This window comes from Paenibacillus pseudetheri (assembly GCF_924513355.1).
Classification (GTDB): Bacteria; Bacillota; Bacilli; order Paenibacillales; family Paenibacillaceae; genus Paenibacillus_AQ; species Paenibacillus_AQ pseudetheri.
Map to the genome: position 1 here is coordinate 1 of NZ_CAKMAB010000049.1, position 21,358 is coordinate 21,358.

General features: G+C 40.2%; 19 protein-coding genes. 17 read left to right on the top strand and 2 right to left on the bottom strand.

Features of this window, described 5'->3' with window-relative positions; all coding sequences use genetic code 11:
- From L1028_RS27350 to L1028_RS27385, 8 genes are all read left to right on the top strand, one after another.
- The coding region (locus tag L1028_RS27350) for a hypothetical protein (RefSeq protein ID WP_234541108.1) at positions 1–263 on the top strand (263 nt) is incomplete at its 5' end.
- Positions 264–481: 218 nt separating this feature from the next.
- A complete protein-coding gene (locus L1028_RS27355) occupies positions 482–2,005 on the top strand; it encodes a spore germination protein (protein ID WP_423803097.1) in 1,524 nt (507 codons plus the stop codon).
- Positions 1,986–3,071, top strand: coding sequence for a GerAB/ArcD/ProY family transporter (locus tag L1028_RS27360; protein WP_234541110.1), 1,086 nt, complete (start codon positions 1,986–1,988; stop codon positions 3,069–3,071). Before L1028_RS27355 ends, L1028_RS27360 begins: the two co-directional genes overlap by 20 nt.
- A gap of 5 nt (positions 3,072–3,076) precedes the next feature.
- Positions 3,077–4,219, top strand: a complete 1,143-nt coding sequence (locus L1028_RS27365) for a Ger(x)C family spore germination protein (RefSeq protein WP_234541111.1) — start codon at positions 3,077–3,079, stop codon at positions 4,217–4,219.
- A 229-nt stretch (positions 4,220–4,448) separates the two neighbouring features.
- Positions 4,449–5,003 carry a helix-turn-helix domain-containing protein gene (locus tag L1028_RS27370; protein WP_234541112.1) on the top strand — a complete coding sequence of 185 codons (555 nt, stop codon included), beginning with the start codon at positions 4,449–4,451 and terminating at the stop codon, positions 5,001–5,003.
- 279 nt (positions 5,004–5,282) lie between these two features.
- Positions 5,283–5,657 (top strand): RidA family protein, encoded by a 375-nt coding sequence (locus L1028_RS27375; RefSeq protein ID WP_234541113.1) that lies wholly within the window; start codon positions 5,283–5,285, stop codon positions 5,655–5,657.
- A 67-nt stretch (positions 5,658–5,724) separates the two neighbouring features.
- Complete coding sequence (locus L1028_RS27380; protein ID WP_234541114.1) at positions 5,725–7,077, top strand: D-serine ammonia-lyase; 1,353 nt, start codon at positions 5,725–5,727, stop codon at positions 7,075–7,077.
- A gap of 32 nt (positions 7,078–7,109) precedes the next feature.
- Positions 7,110–8,447: a GntT/GntP/DsdX family permease gene (locus tag L1028_RS27385; protein WP_234541115.1), complete on the top strand. Its 1,338-nt coding sequence runs from the start codon at positions 7,110–7,112 to the stop codon at positions 8,445–8,447.
- Positions 8,448–8,998: 551 nt separating this feature from the next.
- Here the strand turns inward: L1028_RS27385 and L1028_RS27390 are convergent.
- Entirely contained in the window at positions 8,999–9,604 is a 606-nt protein-coding gene (locus L1028_RS27390; RefSeq protein WP_234541116.1) for an ATP-binding protein, read from the bottom strand.
- A gap of 1,060 nt (positions 9,605–10,664) precedes the next feature.
- Between L1028_RS27390 and recA the strand changes: the two genes are divergently transcribed.
- The 6 genes from recA (at position 10,665) to L1028_RS27420 (ending at position 16,842) form a co-directional block, all read left to right on the top strand.
- A complete protein-coding gene (gene recA / locus L1028_RS27395; RefSeq protein WP_279306926.1) occupies positions 10,665–11,744 on the top strand; it encodes a recombinase RecA in 1,080 nt (359 codons plus the stop codon).
- Entirely contained in the window at positions 11,737–12,405 is a 669-nt protein-coding gene (locus tag L1028_RS27400; protein WP_234541119.1) for a sigma-70 family RNA polymerase sigma factor, read from the top strand. Before recA ends, L1028_RS27400 begins: the two co-directional genes overlap by 8 nt.
- A gap of 255 nt (positions 12,406–12,660) precedes the next feature.
- Positions 12,661–12,900 carry a hypothetical protein gene (locus tag L1028_RS27405; protein WP_234541121.1) on the top strand — a complete coding sequence of 80 codons (240 nt, stop codon included), beginning with the start codon at positions 12,661–12,663 and terminating at the stop codon, positions 12,898–12,900.
- Positions 12,901–13,121: 221 nt separating this feature from the next.
- Positions 13,122–15,959: an excinuclease ABC subunit UvrA gene (uvrA, locus tag L1028_RS27410; RefSeq protein WP_234541122.1), complete on the top strand. Its 2,838-nt coding sequence runs from the start codon at positions 13,122–13,124 to the stop codon at positions 15,957–15,959.
- Positions 15,960–15,963: 4 nt separating this feature from the next.
- Entirely contained in the window at positions 15,964–16,287 is a 324-nt protein-coding gene (locus L1028_RS27415; protein WP_234541123.1) for a hypothetical protein, read from the top strand.
- A 51-nt stretch (positions 16,288–16,338) separates the two neighbouring features.
- Positions 16,339–16,842, top strand: a complete 504-nt coding sequence (locus tag L1028_RS27420; RefSeq protein ID WP_234541124.1) for a CarD family transcriptional regulator — start codon at positions 16,339–16,341, stop codon at positions 16,840–16,842.
- A 1,718-nt stretch (positions 16,843–18,560) separates the two neighbouring features.
- Here the strand turns inward: L1028_RS27420 and L1028_RS27425 are convergent.
- A complete protein-coding gene (locus tag L1028_RS27425) occupies positions 18,561–19,220 on the bottom strand; it encodes a TetR/AcrR family transcriptional regulator (protein ID WP_234541125.1) in 660 nt (219 codons plus the stop codon).
- Positions 19,221–19,520: 300 nt separating this feature from the next.
- Here L1028_RS27425 and L1028_RS27430 point away from each other — a divergent pair, with 300 nt between their 5' ends.
- From L1028_RS27430 to L1028_RS27435, 3 genes are all read left to right on the top strand, one after another.
- Positions 19,521–20,093, top strand: coding sequence for an SDR family NAD(P)-dependent oxidoreductase (locus L1028_RS27430; protein ID WP_341482586.1), 573 nt, complete (start codon positions 19,521–19,523; stop codon positions 20,091–20,093).
- Between the two features lie 68 nt (positions 20,094–20,161).
- Positions 20,162–20,350: a hypothetical protein gene (locus tag L1028_RS31570; RefSeq protein ID WP_341482587.1), complete on the top strand. Its 189-nt coding sequence runs from the start codon at positions 20,162–20,164 to the stop codon at positions 20,348–20,350.
- Positions 20,347–21,357 (top strand): zinc-dependent alcohol dehydrogenase family protein, encoded by a 1,011-nt coding sequence (locus tag L1028_RS27435; RefSeq protein ID WP_234541126.1) that lies wholly within the window; start codon positions 20,347–20,349, stop codon positions 21,355–21,357. The genes L1028_RS31570 and L1028_RS27435 overlap by 4 nt, the downstream gene beginning before the upstream one ends.
- The last annotated feature ends 1 nt before the right edge of the window (position 21,358 follow it).

Below are 21,358 nucleotides of genomic sequence, written 5' to 3' on the forward strand. Positions count from 1 at the left end.
GTAAGGAGTTTGGGGGATTGGGTGGAGGGGGTGGGGAGCGGCAAACTTTAGGAAAGATTGACAGTAGGATTAATCTCCCGCGAGTGCTTCCCGAAAGGGAGCGACAATCTGTGATGCACCGTGCTCGTTGGAGTAAGACTAACGGATGGGCTCATAGGCACCATAGTTCATCGACCTTCCTCTCCAGCCGCAGTAGCAGTATTGACGGACCCTATTATTTTTCATCTGTTGTGGTGCAGCGCGTGCGCTGCATGTCTGGCTAACGGGCAGGCTAGCTAATGCACCAAGAGTATGCAAATAAAGACACCATATTTTAAGGCCGCCTTTAGTTTTGGGTTTTTCTCTGTCAAAACATTGATGTAACGGGAAAGGGCGTAGTGACGCGAAAGAGGGTCCGAGCAGATAAGGTTTTCGTTGGAATAATCCTGAATTCAATGGTTATAATAACCGAAATTGGAATGAACATGGGTGGAGTGGATAGATGAGTCTTTTAAGGACATTATTAACGAAAAAACCGACTGAAAATAAGCCGCATGAGAGAATGAGTGTTTATTCTTTGTTACAAGAAAATAAGGAGTACGTTGAAAATCAGCTGTTTCATTCAAGCGATTTAAAATGGAGAAGCATTAGATTTAATCAAACGGAGGGTCTTATTGTTTTTCTAGAATCCCTGGCGGATCTACAGAAAATTCAAAAAGAGATCATCCAGCCTCTAGAAGAAAAAAGTGAAGGAAACGTGGATGAAGTCATAACTTCTGTGGAGATTACGAAAAAATCGGATCTCAACGAGGTGCCTTACGCCTTAATTCAAGGGAATTGTGTATTGTTATTTGAAGGTATAGTAGAAGTCTTTATTGTCGATGTAGCTGCAGTTAATACACGAAATATTTCGGAGCCAGTGAATGAAGGGGTTATTCGCGGCGCGCATGATGGATTTATAGAGCACCTCATGACGAATCTTTATCTGGTTCGGAAGCGCGTCGAGAATCCGAATCTGGTCGTTCGTTATTATCAGACCGGAAAGGCAACCAAAACAAAATTAGCTCTTCTCTATATGCAGGATCTGGCGAATCCGGATCTGGTCAAAGAAGTGGATCAAAGAATCGGTTCCATTGCGATGGACATCACGATCTCGCCTGGGTTCATTGCCGAATTGATTGAAGATAACCCATTTTCTCTATTTCCGCAAATCTTATATACAGAAAGAACGGACCGGGCGGCAGCTCATCTCATGGAAGGCCGTGTCGTTATTATAGCTGATGGAGACCCGTCTGCGCTGATTTTACCGGTGACTTTCTTTGCTTTCTATCAAAGCCCTGACGATTACCACAGCAGGTGGATTGCCGGATCGTTTGTTCGTTTGCTTCGTTTTGTGAGCTTTATCATTGCATCTCTTATACCTGCTTTATATATAGCGGTTATTGGCTTTCACCCTGAAATTCTTCCTGAAAATTTGATTTTTTCCGTGAAAAGCAGTATAGACAGGGTTCCATTTCCGCCTATAGTGGAGGCTCTTATTATGCAGATTACCTTAGAAGTACTGCGTGAAGCAGGGGTTCGTTTGCCGAGCCGGGTAGGTCAAACCATCGGTATTGTTGGCGGTCTGGTCATTGGTGATTCAGTCGTGCGTGCAGGATTGATATCCTATCCCATGGTTATCGTCGTCGCCTTAACGGCTATTTCCTCTTTTGTCGCACCGTCTAATGAAATAAGTACAGCAACACGCATTCTGGGCTTTCCGCTCATGATCCTGGCTGCGATGTTCGGTTTGATTGGGATTACGTTCGGCATGTTATTCATCTTGATTCACTTATGTAAATTAGAAAGCTTTGGTACACCCTATTTTTCGCCTGTCATGCCTCTTCGAATGAAAGATATGAAGGATACATTTGTGCGTTTTCCGATCTGGAGTCTCAATCAACGTCCTCATGATCCGCATCCCCAAAAGTATGTTCAAGAAAGAAATTCAAGAGGGTGGGAACAGGATGATCCCGGAAAAGAGTAAGATTACGCAAGGTCAGTTCATGTTTTTTATCGTACAGTCTCAAGTGGGGGTTGGTATTTTAACGCTTCCTCATACAATGCAAGCAAGCGCCAAGGGAGGAGGGTGGATTTCTGTCCTCATCGCGGGATTGGCTGTACAAGTTATTATTTTGATTCTATGGGCTCTTTGCAGACGATTTCCTTCCGATACGATATACGGTTTCTTGCCGAAGATTACCGGGAAGCTTCTTGGGAATCTACTTTGCTTTCTTTATATTGGCTATTTTCTTTTTTCTGCAGGAACGGTTCTGGCCAAGTTTGCCGATGTCGTAGGAAGGTGGGTGCTGCTATCAACGCCTAGATGGGCATTATTAATTCTCGCCCTTCTCACTTGTATGTACTTGGCTAAAGAAAACCTTCGGGTGATTGCCAGGCTGTTCGTTATCTCTTCATTAACGATCATTGTATTGGTGGCATTATCCTTGAGCGGTTATGTCAATGCGAACTTCAGTTATATTTTTCCTATAACCGAAGCGGGATGGGGGAATATCTTCAAAGCTGCGAATGAGGCATTGTTTCCTTTAGTAGGGTATGAAGTGATATTGGTGCTTTATCCTTTCGTTGAAGGGAAGAGCAGCGGAAAATTAAAGGCAGCTTCTTTAGGTAGTATGGTGATTACACTTTTTTACACCTTTGAGGTGTTTACCAGTTTAGTCATTTTCAGCCCGGCGGTCATGCCCGCGGTTTCAGAACCTCTCCTCTACATGCTGAAAGGTTTTTCTTTTCAGATCATCCAACGGATCGACTTGATCTTTTTGTCGTTATGGGTCTTTGTAGTTAGCAATGCCATTGTCTCTTGGATATATATGGCAACGGTTGGGTTGGGCCACTTCTTTCACCGGGGCGAACATAAAAAGGCCGTCCCCTATACCATATGCATACTCTTTATTCTGGCTATGATTGCTCAAGAACCATCGGTCACTGACTTCTACGATCAAGTAATTAAGATTACTCATTATACATTTGTGATTGGACTTCCTGTGATCCTGCTTTGTTTCGCGTACTTTATGAGAAAAAGGGGGACGTAAGTCAGATGAAAAGAATCTGCTTTTTGTGTATGGTTATGTCCCTCCTCCTATTTATAGCTGGCTGCTGGGATCAAGATCTATTAAAAGATGCTCGTCTGCTCTATGGAGCGGGGGTTGATCTCGCGCCGAATGGTAAGCTTCGAGCAACTTTTGTCATTCAGGACGTGCCATCAGGCGAACAACAGAGTCCTAAAAACGATATTATATCCACAGATGGCAATACGCCTATGGAAGCTCGCAGTCATGCAGACGATCAGATATCACGGCATCTTCGTGCTTATAAAAACCGGTTTTTTCTCATTGGAGAAGAACTGGCCAAACAAGATATTTATCCGGTCCTCGAAGTGTTCTACCGTGACCCGAAGAGTGCCTTAAACGCCAGGATCGGAGTGGTCCAAGGGAAAGCGGAAGATATACTTTCCCTAATGAAAGTAGGGAATGTCTTGATTGCAGAAGAAATTGATGAATTAATCAAGAGCAAAGAAGAGACGACAACCGTTCCCAAGGTGACACTTGAAAAGATCTACCCTGTGATGTTGGACCCCGGGGAAGATTTTGTTCTTCCTTACCTGATGGAACAAGGGGCTCGTGTGAATGTTTCTCGTATTGCCATGTTTCATAACCATAAGTTTACAGGTACACTGAGTCCGGAAGAAACAACAATGTACTTATTATTGAAAGGCAGCAAGGGGAAAGTGACGAGATACACCCAAAATATGAGCACGGCAGGGGAAATGAGTACTACAGAGGAGAACCCTCAAAACAGGTATGATTTTCTGACCTTCAATGTAGAAAAGTTAAAGCGAAAAATGAAAGTAAAGGTTCAATCGGGCGAGCAAATTACGGTTCATCTGAAATTAAAATTGAAAGTGAGTGTAATTGAATATCCGAAAGATCGCTTGGATAAGAAAAAAGTGGTCGCAGAATTAAACAAGTATCTTTCGAAAGAGATGACTAGTCTGGCTCAAGAAACACTGAAAAAAATGCAAATAGCTCGCTGTGATGGATTAGGGATCGGTAGACAACTTATGGCGTTCCATCCACGTGTTTGGAAAAAGCAGGAGGAAGACTGGGGCAGCAATTATCAAAAAGTGCATTTTGCCCCAGTAATACAAGTGGAAATTACGAAGCAAGGGATTATTAACTAACCTAGTGTGAAGATTACTAAGATATGCAACAAGGTGATAACTTAACTGTTAGTCCAATAATCATATTAATGTTTGTTGTTCTTGCGATTTCTATCAAGCCTCTGAAACTAAAAAATCTAATCAAACTTTAAAATATCTAAGATTTATGATATCTTTATATTTATAGGCTATTAAGCTCAGGAACGGCATATTAATTAAATTTGAGGTATTTTTAAGAGGTAGATGAATTATGGATAATCTAGAATTAGGTAAAACAATCGCAAAATTTCGCAAAAATAAGAATTATACTATTAAACAGTTATCAGAAATAACGAATGTAACTTCATCAATGTTAAGTCAAATTGAAAGGGGACTTTCCAGTCCGTCACTGAATACTCTACGCATGATTGCCGATGCATTGGAAGTTCCTATATTTAGTTTATTTACTGAATTTGTGCAAACTAAAGATTTAATTACCAGAGCAAATTCCAGAAAAAAAATCATATTTCCATCATCGAACAATTGGGAATATTCATTATTGTCTCCGGATTTAAGCGGCTCAATTGAGATGGTTTTAATGAAATTACCGCCTGAATCTCAGTCTGCCGAAAAACCTATGAGACACATTGGTGAAGAAGTCGCGTATGTATTGGCGGGTGAGGTAGTATTATTTATTGGGGACGATGTGGAGACTTTATATCATGGAGACAGTGTAAAAATACCACCTGGGATAGAACATAAGTGGGAAAATAGATCGGATAACGAAGCAACCGTTATTTTCGCTATTACTCCTCCGACATTTTAGTCTAATCATAGACCGTTTATGTATTTGCAAGTGTATTTCACACTAGCAAATACATAAACGGTTTTTTTTACCAAAAAATCGATAAATATTATGCTTGAATTAATAAACGTAAAATGCTAATATTCATTTGTACTTAATTTATTAAATCTGATTTAACTTTTTGGGTCTCCGTTAGAATATCATCTACAATGGAGGTGCAGATATATTAATATACTGCAATTAGAAGTGCAATTAGATATTAATGGGAATGTTACTTCAAAACAAGGAGATAAAATTATTATGAAAAAAACAATTATGACTAATACCGCTCCCGCTGCTATTGGACCTTATTCGCAAGCGATTGTAAGCGCTTTACGTTTGTATGCATCTGGACAACTTGGAATTAATCCGCAGACAGGTGAAATGAATGATGACTTTGCATTACAGGCAAAACAAGTGATGGAGAACATCTCCGCAATTTTGAACGAAGCAGGATACGTTTTCGAGGACATTGTAAAAACGACTATTTTTATGACCGATCTTGCCAACTTTACTTGTCTGAATGAAATCTACGGCTCTTACTTCAAGTCTAGCAAACCCGCACGTTCCTGCATCCAGGTTGCAGGTCTTCCTAAGGGAGGCAAAGTAGAAATAGAATTTATCGCAGAAAAATAAATATAAAAAATCACCCCAAATCACCTTTTGGATTTAAAATATATCCATTTTAATACGGAGGTAAAAAATGACTAACAACATTGCTGGAAAAACAGTCGAAGAATGGAAAAATGAATTACCGGAACTGCAGAAAATCATTGATACTCAGGAAGTTTTCTGGGTAAACCCGCAGCTTGAGAGTTGCAACAACCGAATTATTAACACGGAATTAGGGATAGCTGATATTGAAGATGCGGAACAACGACTGCTTCGCTTCGCACCCTATTTAGCAACAGTATTCCCGGAGACCAAGGAAAAAAACGGAATCATCGAATCTGAATTAGTCAACATCCCTAAAATGTTGCAAAAGTTATCAGAAATGTTCAATCAGGAAATAGCGGGAACATTATATCTTAAATGTGACAGTCACCTGCCCATCTCTGGTTCTGTAAAGGCTCGTGGAGGAATTTACGAAATATTAAAAGTGGCCGAAGATATAGCTTTTAAACACGGCATGCTGTCAATAACCGATGACTACTCCATTCTGGCAGATGAAAAATTTCGGACTCTATTTTCGAATTATTCGATTGTGGTCGGATCAACCGGTAATCTAGGTCTTAGTATTGGTATTATGAGTGCCCAATTAGGTTTCAAAGTTATTGTGCATATGTCTACTGACGCTAAACAATGGAAAAAAGATTTATTGCGGCAAAAAGGTGCAATCGTAGTTGAACACAATAGCGACTATGGGAAAGCAGTAGAGGCAGGCAGACAACAATCCCAGGAAGATCCCAATAGCCACTTCGTTGATGATGAAAATTCTGCAACGTTATTCCTTGGTTATGCCGTAGCAGCTAAACGGCTCCAAAAGCAACTAAATGACATGAAGATTCTAGTCGATCAGGATCATCCACTTTTCGTCTATCTACCTTGCGGTGTAGGCGGCGCTCCTGGCGGAATTACTTTCGGATTGCGGACAGTATTTGGAGACAATGTCCATTGCTTTTATGCAGAGCCAACCCATTCACCGGCAATGTTGCTAGGTTTAATGACACGTAAGCATAGCGAGGTATCAGCTCAGGAATTTGGCGTTGATAATATTACTGCAGCAGATGGGCTTGCCGTAGGGAGACCATCTGGCTTTGTGGGCAAAGCACTAGAGAAAGATATTAGTGGTGTCTTTACTATTCAAGACGAATGTCTCTATCGAATCCTTAGAAAGCTAGCCGATTCAGAAGGAATATTCTTAGAACCATCGGCAGTTGCAGGATTTATCGGACCAGTTCAACTGTACGCTTCTTCCTTTGGACAAGATTATTTAAAAAATAATCACCTTGAAAAGAAGATGCAAAATGCCACTCACATTCTTTGGGCTACTGGTGGCGGCATGGTTCCCAAAGATGTTATGGATGATTTCTACCGTAAAGGTGCAATGAGCTAATTTACTCTATAGTATAGGGAGAGGTTAAGACAATGGACACTGCAACAATGATGATGCTAGTATTAGTTGCATCTATAGCAATTCTCATCTTTCTCATTCTTAAAGTTAAAATACATCCCTTTCTATCCTTAATATTAGTGTGTATATTTGTGGGGGTTGCTACAGGTATGCCTCTTCCTAAGATTGCAACTTCCATTGAAAACGGAATGGCTGGAACGTTAGGTTTTCTGGCCACCGTTATCGGTTTTGGTACGATTTTAGGTAAAATGTTGGAAGTATCTGGCGGAGCGGAGCGCCTTGCACGAACATTACTAGAAAAAATGGGAGAAAAAAGGGCTCCCTGGGCAATGACAATTGTCGGCTTAATCGCCGGAATTCCCGTATTTTTTGAAGTAGGATTTGTTTTACTTTTTCCCTTGGTTTTCATCGTTGCCAAACAAGCTAAGATGTCGTTACTCCGTGTTGGAATTCCTTTGGCAGTATCGCTGATGGTCGTTCACTCGATGGTGCCTCCACATCCGGCAGCGTTCGCAATTACTACAACTTTGGGGGCTGATGTAGGTAAGGTCATTCTATATGCTCTTCTTGTAGGAACTCCTACTGCCATTTTAGCTGGTCCAATTTGGGCCAAGTTTATCAGTACGAAGTGCAAGACTGGGGTGTTAAAAGAATCAGAAGAGAACGCTGCAACACCAACTGAGAATCTTCCAGGTTTCGGCATTACCCTATTTACTATCCTATTGCCTCTAATCATTATGGTAGGAAAAACGATTAGTACATTGTTTCTCGCAAAAGATTCTGCGTTATTGCCTATTGTAACTTTCTTAGGCAATCCAATTATAGCACTTCTCATTTCGGTATTTGTAGCTTATTATACGTTAGGTCTTTCTCGTGGTTTGAAAATGAAAAACCTGTTAACGCTTACAGAACAATGCTTTGGACCGATTGCTGGCATCTTGTTGATTATTGGTGGCGGTGGAGCTTTTAATGCCATCTTAGTTGACAGTGGGTTAGGTACTGAATTGTCTAAGATTTTGATGTCACTAAATATGAACCCAATTATTCTCGCTTGGCTCATAGCTTGGCTTATGCACCTTGCTATCGGTTCCGCCACGGTGGCCATGATTAGTACTGCAGGCATGGTGCTACCTATGCTAGCTGCTTATCCTGGTTTGAGTCCGGAAATTATCGTTCTCGCCATTGGTTCCGGAGCGATTGGCTGGTGCCATGTCAACGATTCGAGTTTTTGGTTTGTAAAAGAATATTTAGGATTATCGTTACCGGATATGTTTAAGAGCTTCACTGCCGCCTGCCTTATTGCATCATTTGTTTCTCTAGGTGGTATACTAATTTTATCTCTAGTAATTTAATAAAATACTATTATAACACCATCCTCTCCATTCATCATGGAAAGATACAGAAGTAAAAAGGTACTTAAATTACATGCTTCCAACGACATGTAATTAAAGTACCTGCAGCGGATCAGCTGCAGGACCTTGCCGTGTCTTGTCGGTGGGTGCCGTATGTACCGCCGGAACTGGACGAGGCCCAATGAACTCAGGAAGGCAACTTAGGCGAAAAGATGAGAATGGCACTACCGAAATGCTGATGAGGAATAAGAGCAATTACCTTGGCGTGACCTGCAACCGGTGCAGTGTATCGTGGTATGCATTATGACACGTATCTAGCTTCCTTGATCGCTGTGAAGATCAATTCAGTCACGTCTAGTAACTGTTGTTCCAGGTGGTTCGCAATCTTAAGGGAACTTCAGTCCTCTTTTATATGTAGACGAGTCGCTTGAATCTTGAGTGATTCTGGATAACGTTTAAACATCTGATCTTTCTGTCTAGCATAAAAATGCCCCTAGATATTCATCGGATTCGCCTAAGGGGCACTTCATTCTAGAAAATATGCTCTTTTCTTATGTTCTAGCAATCGTATGATATTGATTTTTTTTGGGGAAATGTAATGTAACTCTCGTATATCCATTTTCTTTTGATTCAATAGAAATGTCATGTCCTAACTTATGAGAAAGACGTTTTGCTAAATATAAACCCATTCCAGTCGATTGGGTATGTAGTCGACCATTAAATCCTGTGAATCCACGTTCAAATACACGACCCATATCCTCAGCTTTAATACCAACGCCGTTATCTTGAATAATTAGGCGCCGCTTTTCGTTGTCATCTTCTTCTCCAATAAACTTAATTTGCCCATGGTCATCTATATATTTCAATGAATTTGCTACGAGTTGATCGACGATATAAGAAAGCCACTTTGCATCGCTTTCCACTAGATCATGTAAATTTGTTCGTTCAACCTGAATACGTTTTGCAATAAACGTCCTGGTGTATTTTTTCATACTAGCTCCAGTAACAGTTTCTAAAGAAATTTCTTGAATGAAATAATCTTTTGAAAAAGAATCAAGACGTGAGTAATATAATGCTTGCTCTATAAAGTGATCTATTTTCTCTAGTTCATCTTCTAATTTACCATTAAGAATGTCAGCTGGTTTATCACTACGCATTAATAATTGGCTAGTTGCAATCGGTGTTTTAACTTCATGAAATGATTTACCTGCAAAAACAAAAGAAAAATTAGGGGGTAATCCAGTTCTTTTTTATGTATATAAATTGTATATGATTCTGGATCGGATAAGCTGGATTCTTATTGACTGTACAAAAAGGGGTTTGGAAACATAATAAGAAGCCAAGACCTTCTTAAAAAATGCGCTTGGTTGATGTTTAGACACATCTACAATAACAAAGAAAACCCAAAGGATAAGATATATAAATTTTTAAAAAAATATCTATCTCATTTGCCATTGAATCAATTGGTTCCCAACTTTCTTTACATGGTAATTCCTGGTGGTTCCACACTTTCTTTTTTGCTTGTTTATCACGTGCCGCGGCGAACCCAATAAAATCAACAAAATCGGTTCCAGACATTTATTTCACCTGACATGTAATGTAGAATGACATTAAAGTTAGTTATTAGACAATAATGTGAGTAACTTAACAATATTGTAAGTGTCTTGACACAATAGATTGTAATTACTGTGCATAATCAGTTTACTTTTTAAGTCGCTCATACAATTGAGCGGCTTTTTTATGTTGTAAGGATTTAATAAAGTTCTAGACTGAAAAATAAAGTGTTAGACTCCCACTCATTTTCTGTTTCTGCGAAAGTAGGGTAAGTTTGGCTTAATCTTTCATAAATTCGAATAATTATTTCCTGATTCATTATGTTCAGCTCCTTATGTGATTTTTATTATAGCATGCCTCTGTCAATAGTGTCAGAACCCTCAAATATAATCGTAAATATACACTACAATACACCAAGTTCCCCTTTCAAGCCTCTTGACACGCGTATGATATATTAAATTATAGGCTTCCATTTACCACGTGAGTAAAGTTAGAATTCCAACTGTTTTCAACTTGTTCTCAAACTCAATTTACGGACAGCCTGACGATTAAGACGGAAATCCGAGTTTGCCTATTTGTTATATTATATTTAATTCAGTTTTTCAGTGGTTTTGAAATATCTTTTATTAAACGAGGGGGATAATTATGCAAATTAATTCATTATTGAGTGAAAAACAAAGGATGTTGGAAAAGGCTCTGATAGAGATAGAGCGGACGTTTGGAAAAGGGGCTATCATGCGTTTAGGTGAACAATCAGTAAACAGAAAGATAGAAACATTTTCTACAGGTTCTGTTGGTTTAGATTTAGCACTAGGAATCGGTGGAGTGCCAAAAGGCAGAGTAATCGAGGTTTATGGACCAGAGTCATCTGGAAAGACCACATTAGCTCTTCATATTGTAGCAGAAGTTCAAAAATTAGGAGGAACGGGGGCATATATAGATGCTGAACATGCACTGGATCCAACTTATGCAAAGGCCCTGGGTGTTGACGTGGATTCCATGCTTATTTCACAGCCTGACACAGGTGAACAAGCATTAGAAATCACGGAAGCATTAGTTAGGTCTGGTTCAGTGGATGTTATTGTTGTAGATTCTGTGGCTGCATTGGTCCCTAAGGCAGAAATCGAGGGCGAGATGGGTGCCATTCACATGGGCTTGCAAGCACGTTTAATGAGTCAGGCGTTGAGAAAATTGACAGGAACAATATCAAAAACACAGTGTGTGATTATATTTATAAATCAGTTGAGAGAAAAGATTGGTGTTATGTTTGGAAGCCCGGAAGTAACATCCGGGGGACGAGCACTAAAGTTCTTCTCTTCTATTCGCCTGGATATTCGCCGGATAGAATCCATTAAAAATGGAGGCGAGAGTGTTGGTAATCATGTCAGAGTAAAAGTCGTGAAAAACAAATTGGCACCACCCTTTCGCATTGCAGAGTTTGACATCATGTATGGAGAAGGTATATCGAAAATGGGTGAGCTTATAGATATAGGAATTGAATGCGGGTTTGTCCAGAAATCTGGATCTTGGTTTTATAAAGGAGATACAAGAATTGGCCAAGGCAGAGAAGCGGCGAAGAAAACATTAATGGATAACCCCGATCAAGCAATAACACTAGAACATGAGATTAGAAAATGGGGACTCGACAAAATGAGCGTGCCCAAGCAGGTGAGCGAGAATAATAATATTGTTGATCAAACTAATAACATTATAAAAAGAAGTGAGGAGGAACCATGTGAATAAAGAGTATGCTTTGCTTGAGAAGAGCGAGAGAAATGAATTCAGGAGGGGAATCTGGGCAATAAAAGCGGTTGAAAAATTTGACTTTCACAAGGGATTCAAGTTTAGCACTTATGCTATTTGGTGGGTTAGACATGCCATAGAGCAAGCTATCACTGATAAAGAAAGATTAATTAGACTTCCAACACATGTTGTGAGGTCATTGAGAAGATGGAAGCAGACTTCACATTTGTTTTTGACTGAAAATGGTCGTGAACCTGAACCTGAAGAAATGGTGAATCCTATGAACATGTGTGCAACCAAAATTCTTCAAGTTAAAAATCTGGCAGAAAGACAAGTTTTATCTTTAGATTTTGAAGTGGGAGAAGTCAAAGTGAACAAACTTAAAGATATCATTGAGGATACGAACGAAAGCAAGCCGGATGAAGTGACAGAACGTAATTTTTTGAAAAGAAAAGTAGATAGTGTTCTTAATACTTTAGCTGAGCGGGAAAAAAACATACTTAGGTTACGTTATGGCCTAGAGGATGGGGAAATTCGTACTCTTAAGGAGATTGCAATGATGTATGGGGTTTCCCAGACAACGCATAAACCAAATTGCTTTTCAAGCTTTAAGAAAGCTCGAAAAGCAATTTGTGGAAGAACACATTCAAGAATTTATTGAGGTATAGATACAGAGCTCACTTGCTCCACTAGTGACAGCTAGAGTGCTTATCTTTTAACGTGAGCCAAGCAAATGTATGAAGATATATTTGCTCCTCTCTATTTTTCCTAAAAAGTAAATTGTACAAAATGCACAAAAATAAAAAGAAGTAGGTTGTGTATTTTGAACAAACTTAAAGTATCTCACCTCTTTTTGCTTAGATAATTTTTTTTTGTAATGTTAAAATTTATATATAACCAAGGAGGTAAGCATTATATGAGACGAATAAAATTTGCATGTGTTGAGCAAACAGTTCAATTTCTTCCAAAAGAGGATTTGGAACCTCAGTATGTTGAGGCGGGTGTTAAGGAAGAGCTGGAAAATTTCAAAGCAAAGTTAGAAAGTAGTCGCAAAAAATATAAAATTCTTGAGGAAGTAACTCATCCGGATAAGAGTATTGTAATTAAATTGAAAAGGCAATATAACGATTATCCGTGTGGCGAATATCTGGAGTAAAGTGGTGCATAAAGAAAGCTAACACACTGATGGTTTCAAGTCAATAAATTATACAATCAAATGTAACCTAAGAGATACCAGTTGAAGTGAAGGAACAGTGAGCAGAAGGATGAGCAGACTTTATCAAGTCTGCTTTTTAATTCTTAGTATAATAGTTTTGATCAAACACTATGCCGTATAACAAATGCTTTTTCGTTAATTCTGTATGTTTGGGGGTCTCTATGCAAAAGTTCATAACAGTACACGGAGCAAGAGAGAATAATCTTAAAAATATAGATCTACAAATTCCGCGAGATCAATTTATCGTTTTTACTGGAGTCAGCGGTTCTGGAAAATCAAGCTTGGCATTTGATACACTTCATTCTGAAGGTCAGATGCGGTACGTAGAATCCTTATCCTCTTATGCCAGACTTTTTCTGGGTAACGTAAATAAGCCGGATGTAGACTCGATTGATGGATTATCGCCTGCAATTTCAATAGAACAAAAAACCACATCCAGCAATCCACGTTCTACAGTTGGAACTGTAACTGAAATTTACGATTATCTACGTTTGCTTTGGGCCAGAATTGGAGTTCCGCATTGCCCCACATGCAATATAGAAATAAGCAGACAGTCTGTAGATCAAATCGTTGATCATATAAAGCAATGGCCTGAGGGTACGAAATATACGGTCTTGGCTCCTATAGTTAAGGAGCAAGAAGGAGAGCATCGTGAAGTCTTGCAACAAGCTAAGAACAATGGCTTTGTACGGGTCCGTATTAATGGAGAAATAGTACGTTTAGATGAAGTTGAAAATCTTGATAAATCTAAGAAACATTCAATAGAGATTGTATTGGACAGGTTGTCAGTGCAGGAGAAAGATGACCAACGATTAGTGGACTCCCTAGAAATTGCGTTTTCACTGTCGGGGGATACCGTACTCATTCAAAAGACAGGCAACTATGAAGAACTAATATTTTCACAAAATTTTGCTTGTCATCAATGTGGCTTTGTCTTGCCAGAGTTGACGCCCCGTATGTTCTCTTTCAATAATCAGTATGGTGCCTGCAATATCTGTACGGGTTTAGGGTTTCATTTAAAGATAGATCCAAGAAGAGTCATACCTGATTTAAGATGTTCAATCAATACAAATGGGATTATTGCCAACGGATGGAATAATGTTCACAATAATTATTATAAAGCCCTTGGAAGCAAATATGGATTTGATTTTGATACGCCATTCGGACAATTTACGGAAGCAGCTATGGACGCTCTTTTGTTTGGGACTCACGGTGAAGATCTGGAAGTAGAGGATAATCATGTGGATAGACAAGAGCACCAAGTTATTAACAAACCATTTGAAGGCATCATCAATAATCTGGATCGCAGATACCGGGAAACACAGTCAGAAGCTATGCGCAAGGAAATAGAGAGTTATATGTCTGATTTGGAATGTCCTAGCTGTAGGGGAGATCGTCTGAATCCGATGATTTTATCGGTTACTGTTGAAGGATGGAGTATATCTGAGTTTTGTAAACATTCAGTAACTGAGGCTTTGGAATTCATAACAGATATGAGTCTGAATGGACCAAAAGCATTCATTGCTGAATCTATTCTTCATGAAATTAAAGGGAGACTGGATTTTTTAAAAGATGTAGGCCTGGAGTATATAACACTAGCAAGAACTTCCAGTACCCTATCCGGTGGAGAGAACCAGCGCATTCGGCTGGCTACTCAAATTGGTGCCGGTCTAACGGATGTTCTATATATTTTGGACGAGCCTTCTATCGGACTCCATCAACGGGATAACGAACGTCTTTTATCAGCTCTTAAGAACCTGTGTAAATTAGGGAATACATTAATCGTTGTCGAGCACGATGAAGAAACGATACGGAATGCTGATTGGATTGTTGATATTGGGCCAGGTGCGGGAATAAACGGTGGCGAGATCATTGCCCAAGGAAAGCTGAAAAACATATTGGAAGAACCGCGATCCATAACTGGACAGTATTTGTCTGGCAGCAGACGAATTCCTACTCCCACCGAACGCCGAGGTGGAAGCGGACAATTCTTGACTATACTTGGAGCGGAAGAGAACAATTTGAAGGGAATTGATGTTTCCATTCCTCTAGGCACACTGACTTGTTTAACGGGTGTATCCGGTTCTGGGAAATCCAGTCTTGTCAATGAAATCCTCTATAAGAGCCTTGCATCCAAGCTTAATCGTGCACGTACCCAGGCAGGGAAGCATCAACATATAGAGGGGGTTCAATACTTAAATAAAATTATTAACATTGATCAAAGTCCAATTGGGAGAACCCCTCGTTCCAATCCAGCAACATATACTGGTTTATTTGATAATATACGTTCACTGTTTGCTTTGACCAATGAAGCCAAAGTTCGTGCATATGGTGCTGGAAGGTTTTCTTTTAATATCAAGGGCGGCCGTTGCGAAGCTTGTACAGGCGATGGAGTTATGAGAATTGAAATGCACTTTCTACCTGATGTGTATATTCCATGTGATGTTTGCAAAGGGAAACGTTACAACCGTGAAACACTGCAGGTGAACTATAAAGGGAAGAGTATTGCTGACATTTTAGATTTAACAGCTGACGAAGCTGAAGTCTTTTTCACTAATGTGCCTAAGCTCCGTAAAAAAGTCGAAGCACTGTGCAAAGTAGGTTTGGGATATATAAAATTAGGGCAGTCCTCCACCACGTTGTCTGGCGGAGAAGCTCAGCGTATAAAGCTGGCAACAGAATTGCTTAAGCCTGCCACAGGATCAACCATTTATGTGATGGATGAACCGACGACAGGTTTACACACAGCAGACGTTCATCAGTTAATTAATATCTTACATGAACTGGTTGACGGAGGTAACACAGTAGTAGTGATTGAACACAATCTGGAGCTAATAAAGAATGCCGATTATATTATAGATCTAGGTCCCGAAGGTGGCATGAACGGTGGAAACATTATATGTGCTGGCACTCCTGAGCAGGTAAGTGACTGTGAAAATAGCTTTACCGGGAAATTTCTGAAAGATTTACTGGTACAAGATAGAACAGCGGAGGTCTAAAATTATGAATCTATTCGATGAGCCAGTTATTCATATTAACTTCGGCATAGGAAGAGTTTTAAATGTTGACAATGGACGTATTGCTGTCGCATTCACTAATCAAAGTGAACAAAAAAAGTTTCTGTACCCGGAAGCGTTTGATGAGTTTCTAAAAATGCGCAACCCAGTAATTCAAGAGAAAGTATTCGCTGAATTAATGAATAAGCGTGAACATGAAGCGAACGAAAAAAGACTAGAAAGAGAACGTCTTGAAGAAGCAGCAAAATTGGCTAGCGAGCGAAAAGAAGAAACAAGAATTGCTTCTTTAAAAAGAAAGCGTAAACGCTAGACTCTAGTCTTTTTAGACAAGGTATTATTACGAATATAAGAGGTGGAAAGCATGATAAATGTAGGTGCTAAAATCTTCTACCCCAATCAAGGAGCGGGCTTTATCGAGTCTGTTGAATATCACCGATTTAGTGGTACTACAAGAAAGTATCTTAAGATCTTTATTCCGTGGAGCCGGTTGATACTTTATTTGCCTGTGAATAATGAAGAGAAAATGACCATTCGTCCGATTTCAACGACGAATGAGTTGAAAGAAGCAAGAAAGCAATTCTTAGACGTTCCAGCAAAACTGCTAACAAACAGCACGGAGCGTAAAATTATGTTGAAAAATAAGTTAATGTCCGGAAAAACAATTGAGTTAATCCAAATTATTAGAGATATAAATTGCTGTAAACTCCTTGGAATTAAAACAACTAGAGATGATAGATGTATCCTGGACGATGCTGTAGCTTTATTAGAAAGTGAAATGATGATGACAAATGAGATTTCTTTAGAGGGAGCCCGCCTACTGATGAAAGATGACATGCGACAATTGCATTCACTTGTAACGCATTAGATACGTAAGAGGTTGCCGGTATATCGTGGCATCCCCCTGCCAAATTGACAGATGAAAAATTAAGGAACCAACGCGTGCCGATAATTGATATGGCGCGCGCTGGTTGAGCTTAGATTGAAAACGCTGGTAGTTATAAAAATAGATTTATTATTCAACGGTCTTATGATCCTTTGCAACATATCCGTTCCTTCAATTGTATACATGGCAGAGCTCCCAGCAGGGTGGCTAAAACCGAAACAAGAGAGGGAGTTATAATGATGGAAAAATGTTGGCTGTTGTGCTTAGTTGTCTGATGGTGATGTCGATTGCGGCTTGTTTCAATGTTGAATCGGAAAGTCTGTAGCGGTTGGTGTGATGTGGGTCTGAATTGACGTCCTAATTGCCTTGTTTTAGTGGAATTCTATGAGCAGGATACTATGGCATGACAAGTAGTTATATAAGGAGTTCTAAAATGCTCATGAATCTATAGATAATTGTTTAAATTGAAACAAATAGGTTAATGATTAGTAACAGCACCTCAGAATAAACATAAACAACTTATAACTAATGGCTTCGTCCTTTCTAAGGGTAGAATGACATTAAAGTTGGTGTCTAAACATTAATGTTAGTTCTTCAAGCTCAGCATGGCTGAAAAAATAACACTTAGAATGGTCTCGATGATTTCAAAATTAATCGGGGCCATTTTTTATTTGATTAACTGTGATGAAAATGTGATTATTGTGAGAAGAAAAAAAAGATCTAGAATGAAAATTATCAAGACCTAAACTTAAGAAAATCAAATTACATAAAGGGTTCCACATATTACGCATGACTAATATGTGGAACCCTTTATGTTTAACTATTGTACCATTGCTCTGCTTCCATCGATTCTTTAATTTTCTTCGTAAATATCTTAGAGAACCTTTCGCTCCACTTGACATAGCTCTAGTCCTCCCCGATCTAGTTGATATAAACCTAAAAGAACGTTGATGGTTAAAACCTTCAACGTTCTAGCCATTTTATCGTTTAAAGCTTTCAAGTATATATATGCCAATAATCAAATTATTCTGACCAATATAACAATAAGGGCTAGGATTCCAACTAAAATAAGCAAATTTGTAATTTGACGAAAAAGACCAGAAACACCTTGAGAATGGAGTTTCTTTTCGTTCACATCAAGGTTACTTAATCGAAATTCCAAAGAAGAATAGTTGTAGCGTTTGTTATTCACAATGCAATTAAAGAACTTTTGCCCGGTCGGGCCAATTAATTAGGTACTCGCCTGACTCACATTGCTTACTTAGAAACCTGTCAATTGCAAGTTGTCATGATTTAACCAAATGTCTATATGATACAAAAGAATTGATTACCATGATTTAATAAAATGTAAATTAAATCATGGCCCTCTAAAATACATTAAAAGCTTAAAAGTTCTAAGATACTAGCGAACGATTTGAAAATTCAGATGGTTCGAGATTAGTTTTGGGGGAGAATAGATGACATAAGCTATCTGGGTAAACGTCAAATAACCCCCCATCTTTTCAAAAATTGGAGGGCTATTTGACGTTTACGGAGAAGAAAAGTATTTGAATCTACCGTTAACACTGCAAGTATGATTCCCCTAGAGATGCCATAAAGACACACAATTATGCCATTTCTAAAAATGGAATTCGGCTTAGTTGTGGCACTCAGCTCTATCAGTAATAGCTGTGTGACTTGTCGATCAGATCGCTTCCCCTTTAGGTGTTATGATCTGGCAACAACGAGCTGACAATTAAAGACAATGTTTGCCTGTATACCGTATGGGCCGATTGTACATCTCCCAAATGTCCACCAAAATAAAGATGAATAACGCCGTGGAGCGAGGCCCAGAATATACGTATAACGGACTCCGTGTCATACTGGTCGGAAATCAGTCCTTTTTCTTGCGCATTGCTAATCACAGTCAATAATTGCCGCATGGCTGTTACGGTGCCATGCATACTTTCCTCGTCCGGCTTGAAATCTAAGAAAGCTCCTCCGAACATCAGCTTATAATAACTGGAGTAACGCTGCCCAAATTGCCAAAAGGTTTCTCCTAAGTTCAGCATTTGCTGTGCCGGATCAGCAGCTTGTGGCGTCCCCTCGAATTCATTAGCGAGAAGCTTACAACCGTCCAGATACAACTGCTGAGCCAAGCCCTCTTTATTGACAAACAAGCTATAAATGATTTTTGTCGAGCAACCCATTTTCTGCGATACTTTACGCACGGTAACGGCTTCCGGCCCCTCTTCTTGCAAGAGAGTTGCCGCAGTATCAACAACGAGCTTACGGAGATTCTCAAAATTTTGCAAGCGAGCTTCTTGGTAAGTGTTCAACTTTCGTTTGTTCGCATTGGAGGAGATATCTTGCTCGCTCATAATCATCACCTTTGGTTATCATATTTTCGTCAGGAAACAAAGTTTCTTGCTCTCTTATCAGGAATTTTATACAGATGTTAGGCAGTTGTCAAAGAGAGGTTGGATGTTCAAAAATCATATTGACATTCTAAAATAGAGTGGTTACAATGAATCCAATCGGAAACAGTGTTACCGAATACGATGACTCTTAACTTTCTTAGTAGTTGCGAATTTGGGAGTACTTCTAAGTATTAGGTAACATTGTTTCTATATTATAACATAGTAACTAAAAGGAGAGTAGGCTATGACAATGCAAGGGAAATGGCGCTCGTCACGGGTGCTTCTTCCGGTATTGGAGAGCAATTCGCGAGACAACTGGCCAAACAAGGTAGCCATTTGGTACTCGTGGCCCGTTCAGAGAGCAAGCTGGAGAGCCTGACATCAGAGCTCAGAAAGATGTATGGCATCAAAACCGAGGTAATCTCTATGGATCTTTCGAAAGAGGGCACGCCCAGCGAGTTATATCAAAAATGTCGACTTTTGAAAGTGGATATCGAAATGCTGATCAACAATGCAGGCTTTGCTACACATGGTTTATTTGAACAAGTGTCAGGCGAGCGTCAACATGAAGAAGTTATGCTAAATGTCGCCGCTGTTGTAGATATGACCCACTTGTTCTTGCCGGGCATGTTGCGCAGAAGCTCAGGTGCAGTAGTTATCAATGTTGCCTCAACCGCCGGATTTCAACCACTTCCCTATATGGCCGTATATGGGGCAACGAAAGCGTTCATCCTGTCGTTACTCAATCGTTATGGTTTGAAAACCGCGACCGAGGCATCAAATTCTTCGCACTTTGTCCCGGTTCGACGGACACCAGTTTCTTTAATGTCGTAGGAGCGGAAGAAGCCTCCGTCGGAAAGAAAGACACGCCAGAAAGAGTCGTAGAGGTTGCACTTCGCGCGTTGAAGAAAGGGAAAGTGTATGTCGTTCCGGGTGTACAGAATTATCTAGGGGCGCAGTTATCGCGTTTCATTACACGAAAGCAAGGTCTTCGGCTTGTTGGTAGCATACTTCGTCCGCGTGAAGGATACAGCAGCAATAATAAGAATCTGGGTAATCAATCTGATCTTGCAGGGAGGACAATACGATGAAAGCTATACAGCTGAAAAACGGCTTCGGCTTTGAGGAATTAACCATGATGAAACTCGACAAACCAACGCCAGGCCCTACGGAGGTGCTGATCCGAATGAGGGCAGCTTCCCTCAATTACCGGGATCTAGTGGTCCTCAGCGGATTAATGCCGATCGAAGTCAAATTCCCCTTCATTCCATTATCAGACGGAGCGGGAGAAATTGTAGCCATTGGCCAAGGAGTAACTAGGTTTCAGGTCGGACAACGAGTAGCAGGTAATTTTCAACAGCGCTTCATTGGCGGCAACCCAAGACCAGGGGTGTTAGAAGAAAGTCTGGGAGGTCCGTTGAACGGAGTAGCGGCCGAGTATGTCGTTCTACATGAAGACGGAGTCGTCCCTATTCCCGATCACCTTACTTATGAGGAGGCCTCCACCCTGCCGATCGCGGCATTAACCGCATGGAGCATGCTAATCGAATACGGTGGTTTGCAAGCGGGTGATACCGTGCTGCTGCAAGGAACAGGCGGTGTCTCCATCTTCGGGCTTCAATTCTCGCTTATGGCCGGAGCACGAGTCATCATCACGTCGAGCAGCAACAACAAGCTGGAACGAGCAAAAGCTCTTGGCGCATGGCAAACGATCAACTATTCGGAAGTTCCCGACTGGGATAAGGCAGCGTTAGAGCTGACTGGCGGCGTCGACCATGTTCTGGATGTTGGAGGAGCGGCAACGATGGGGAAATCCATAAGTGCACTTCGCACTGGAGGGACCGTAAGTATGGTCGGGTTCTTATCGGGCTTGACCATTCCGGAATACGATGTCTCCAGTATCTTGCATAAAGCCGCAACTGTTCGCGGCAGTCAAGTCGGCAACCGGGATCACTTTGAAAAGATGAATCGAGCGATTGCCCATCATCGTTTACATCCCGTCATCGACCGTGTATTCCCTCTAGATCGAATTGGAGAAGCATTCGCGCTCTTGGCTGAAGGAAAGCAATATTTTGGTAAAATTGTAGTCCAAATCTAAA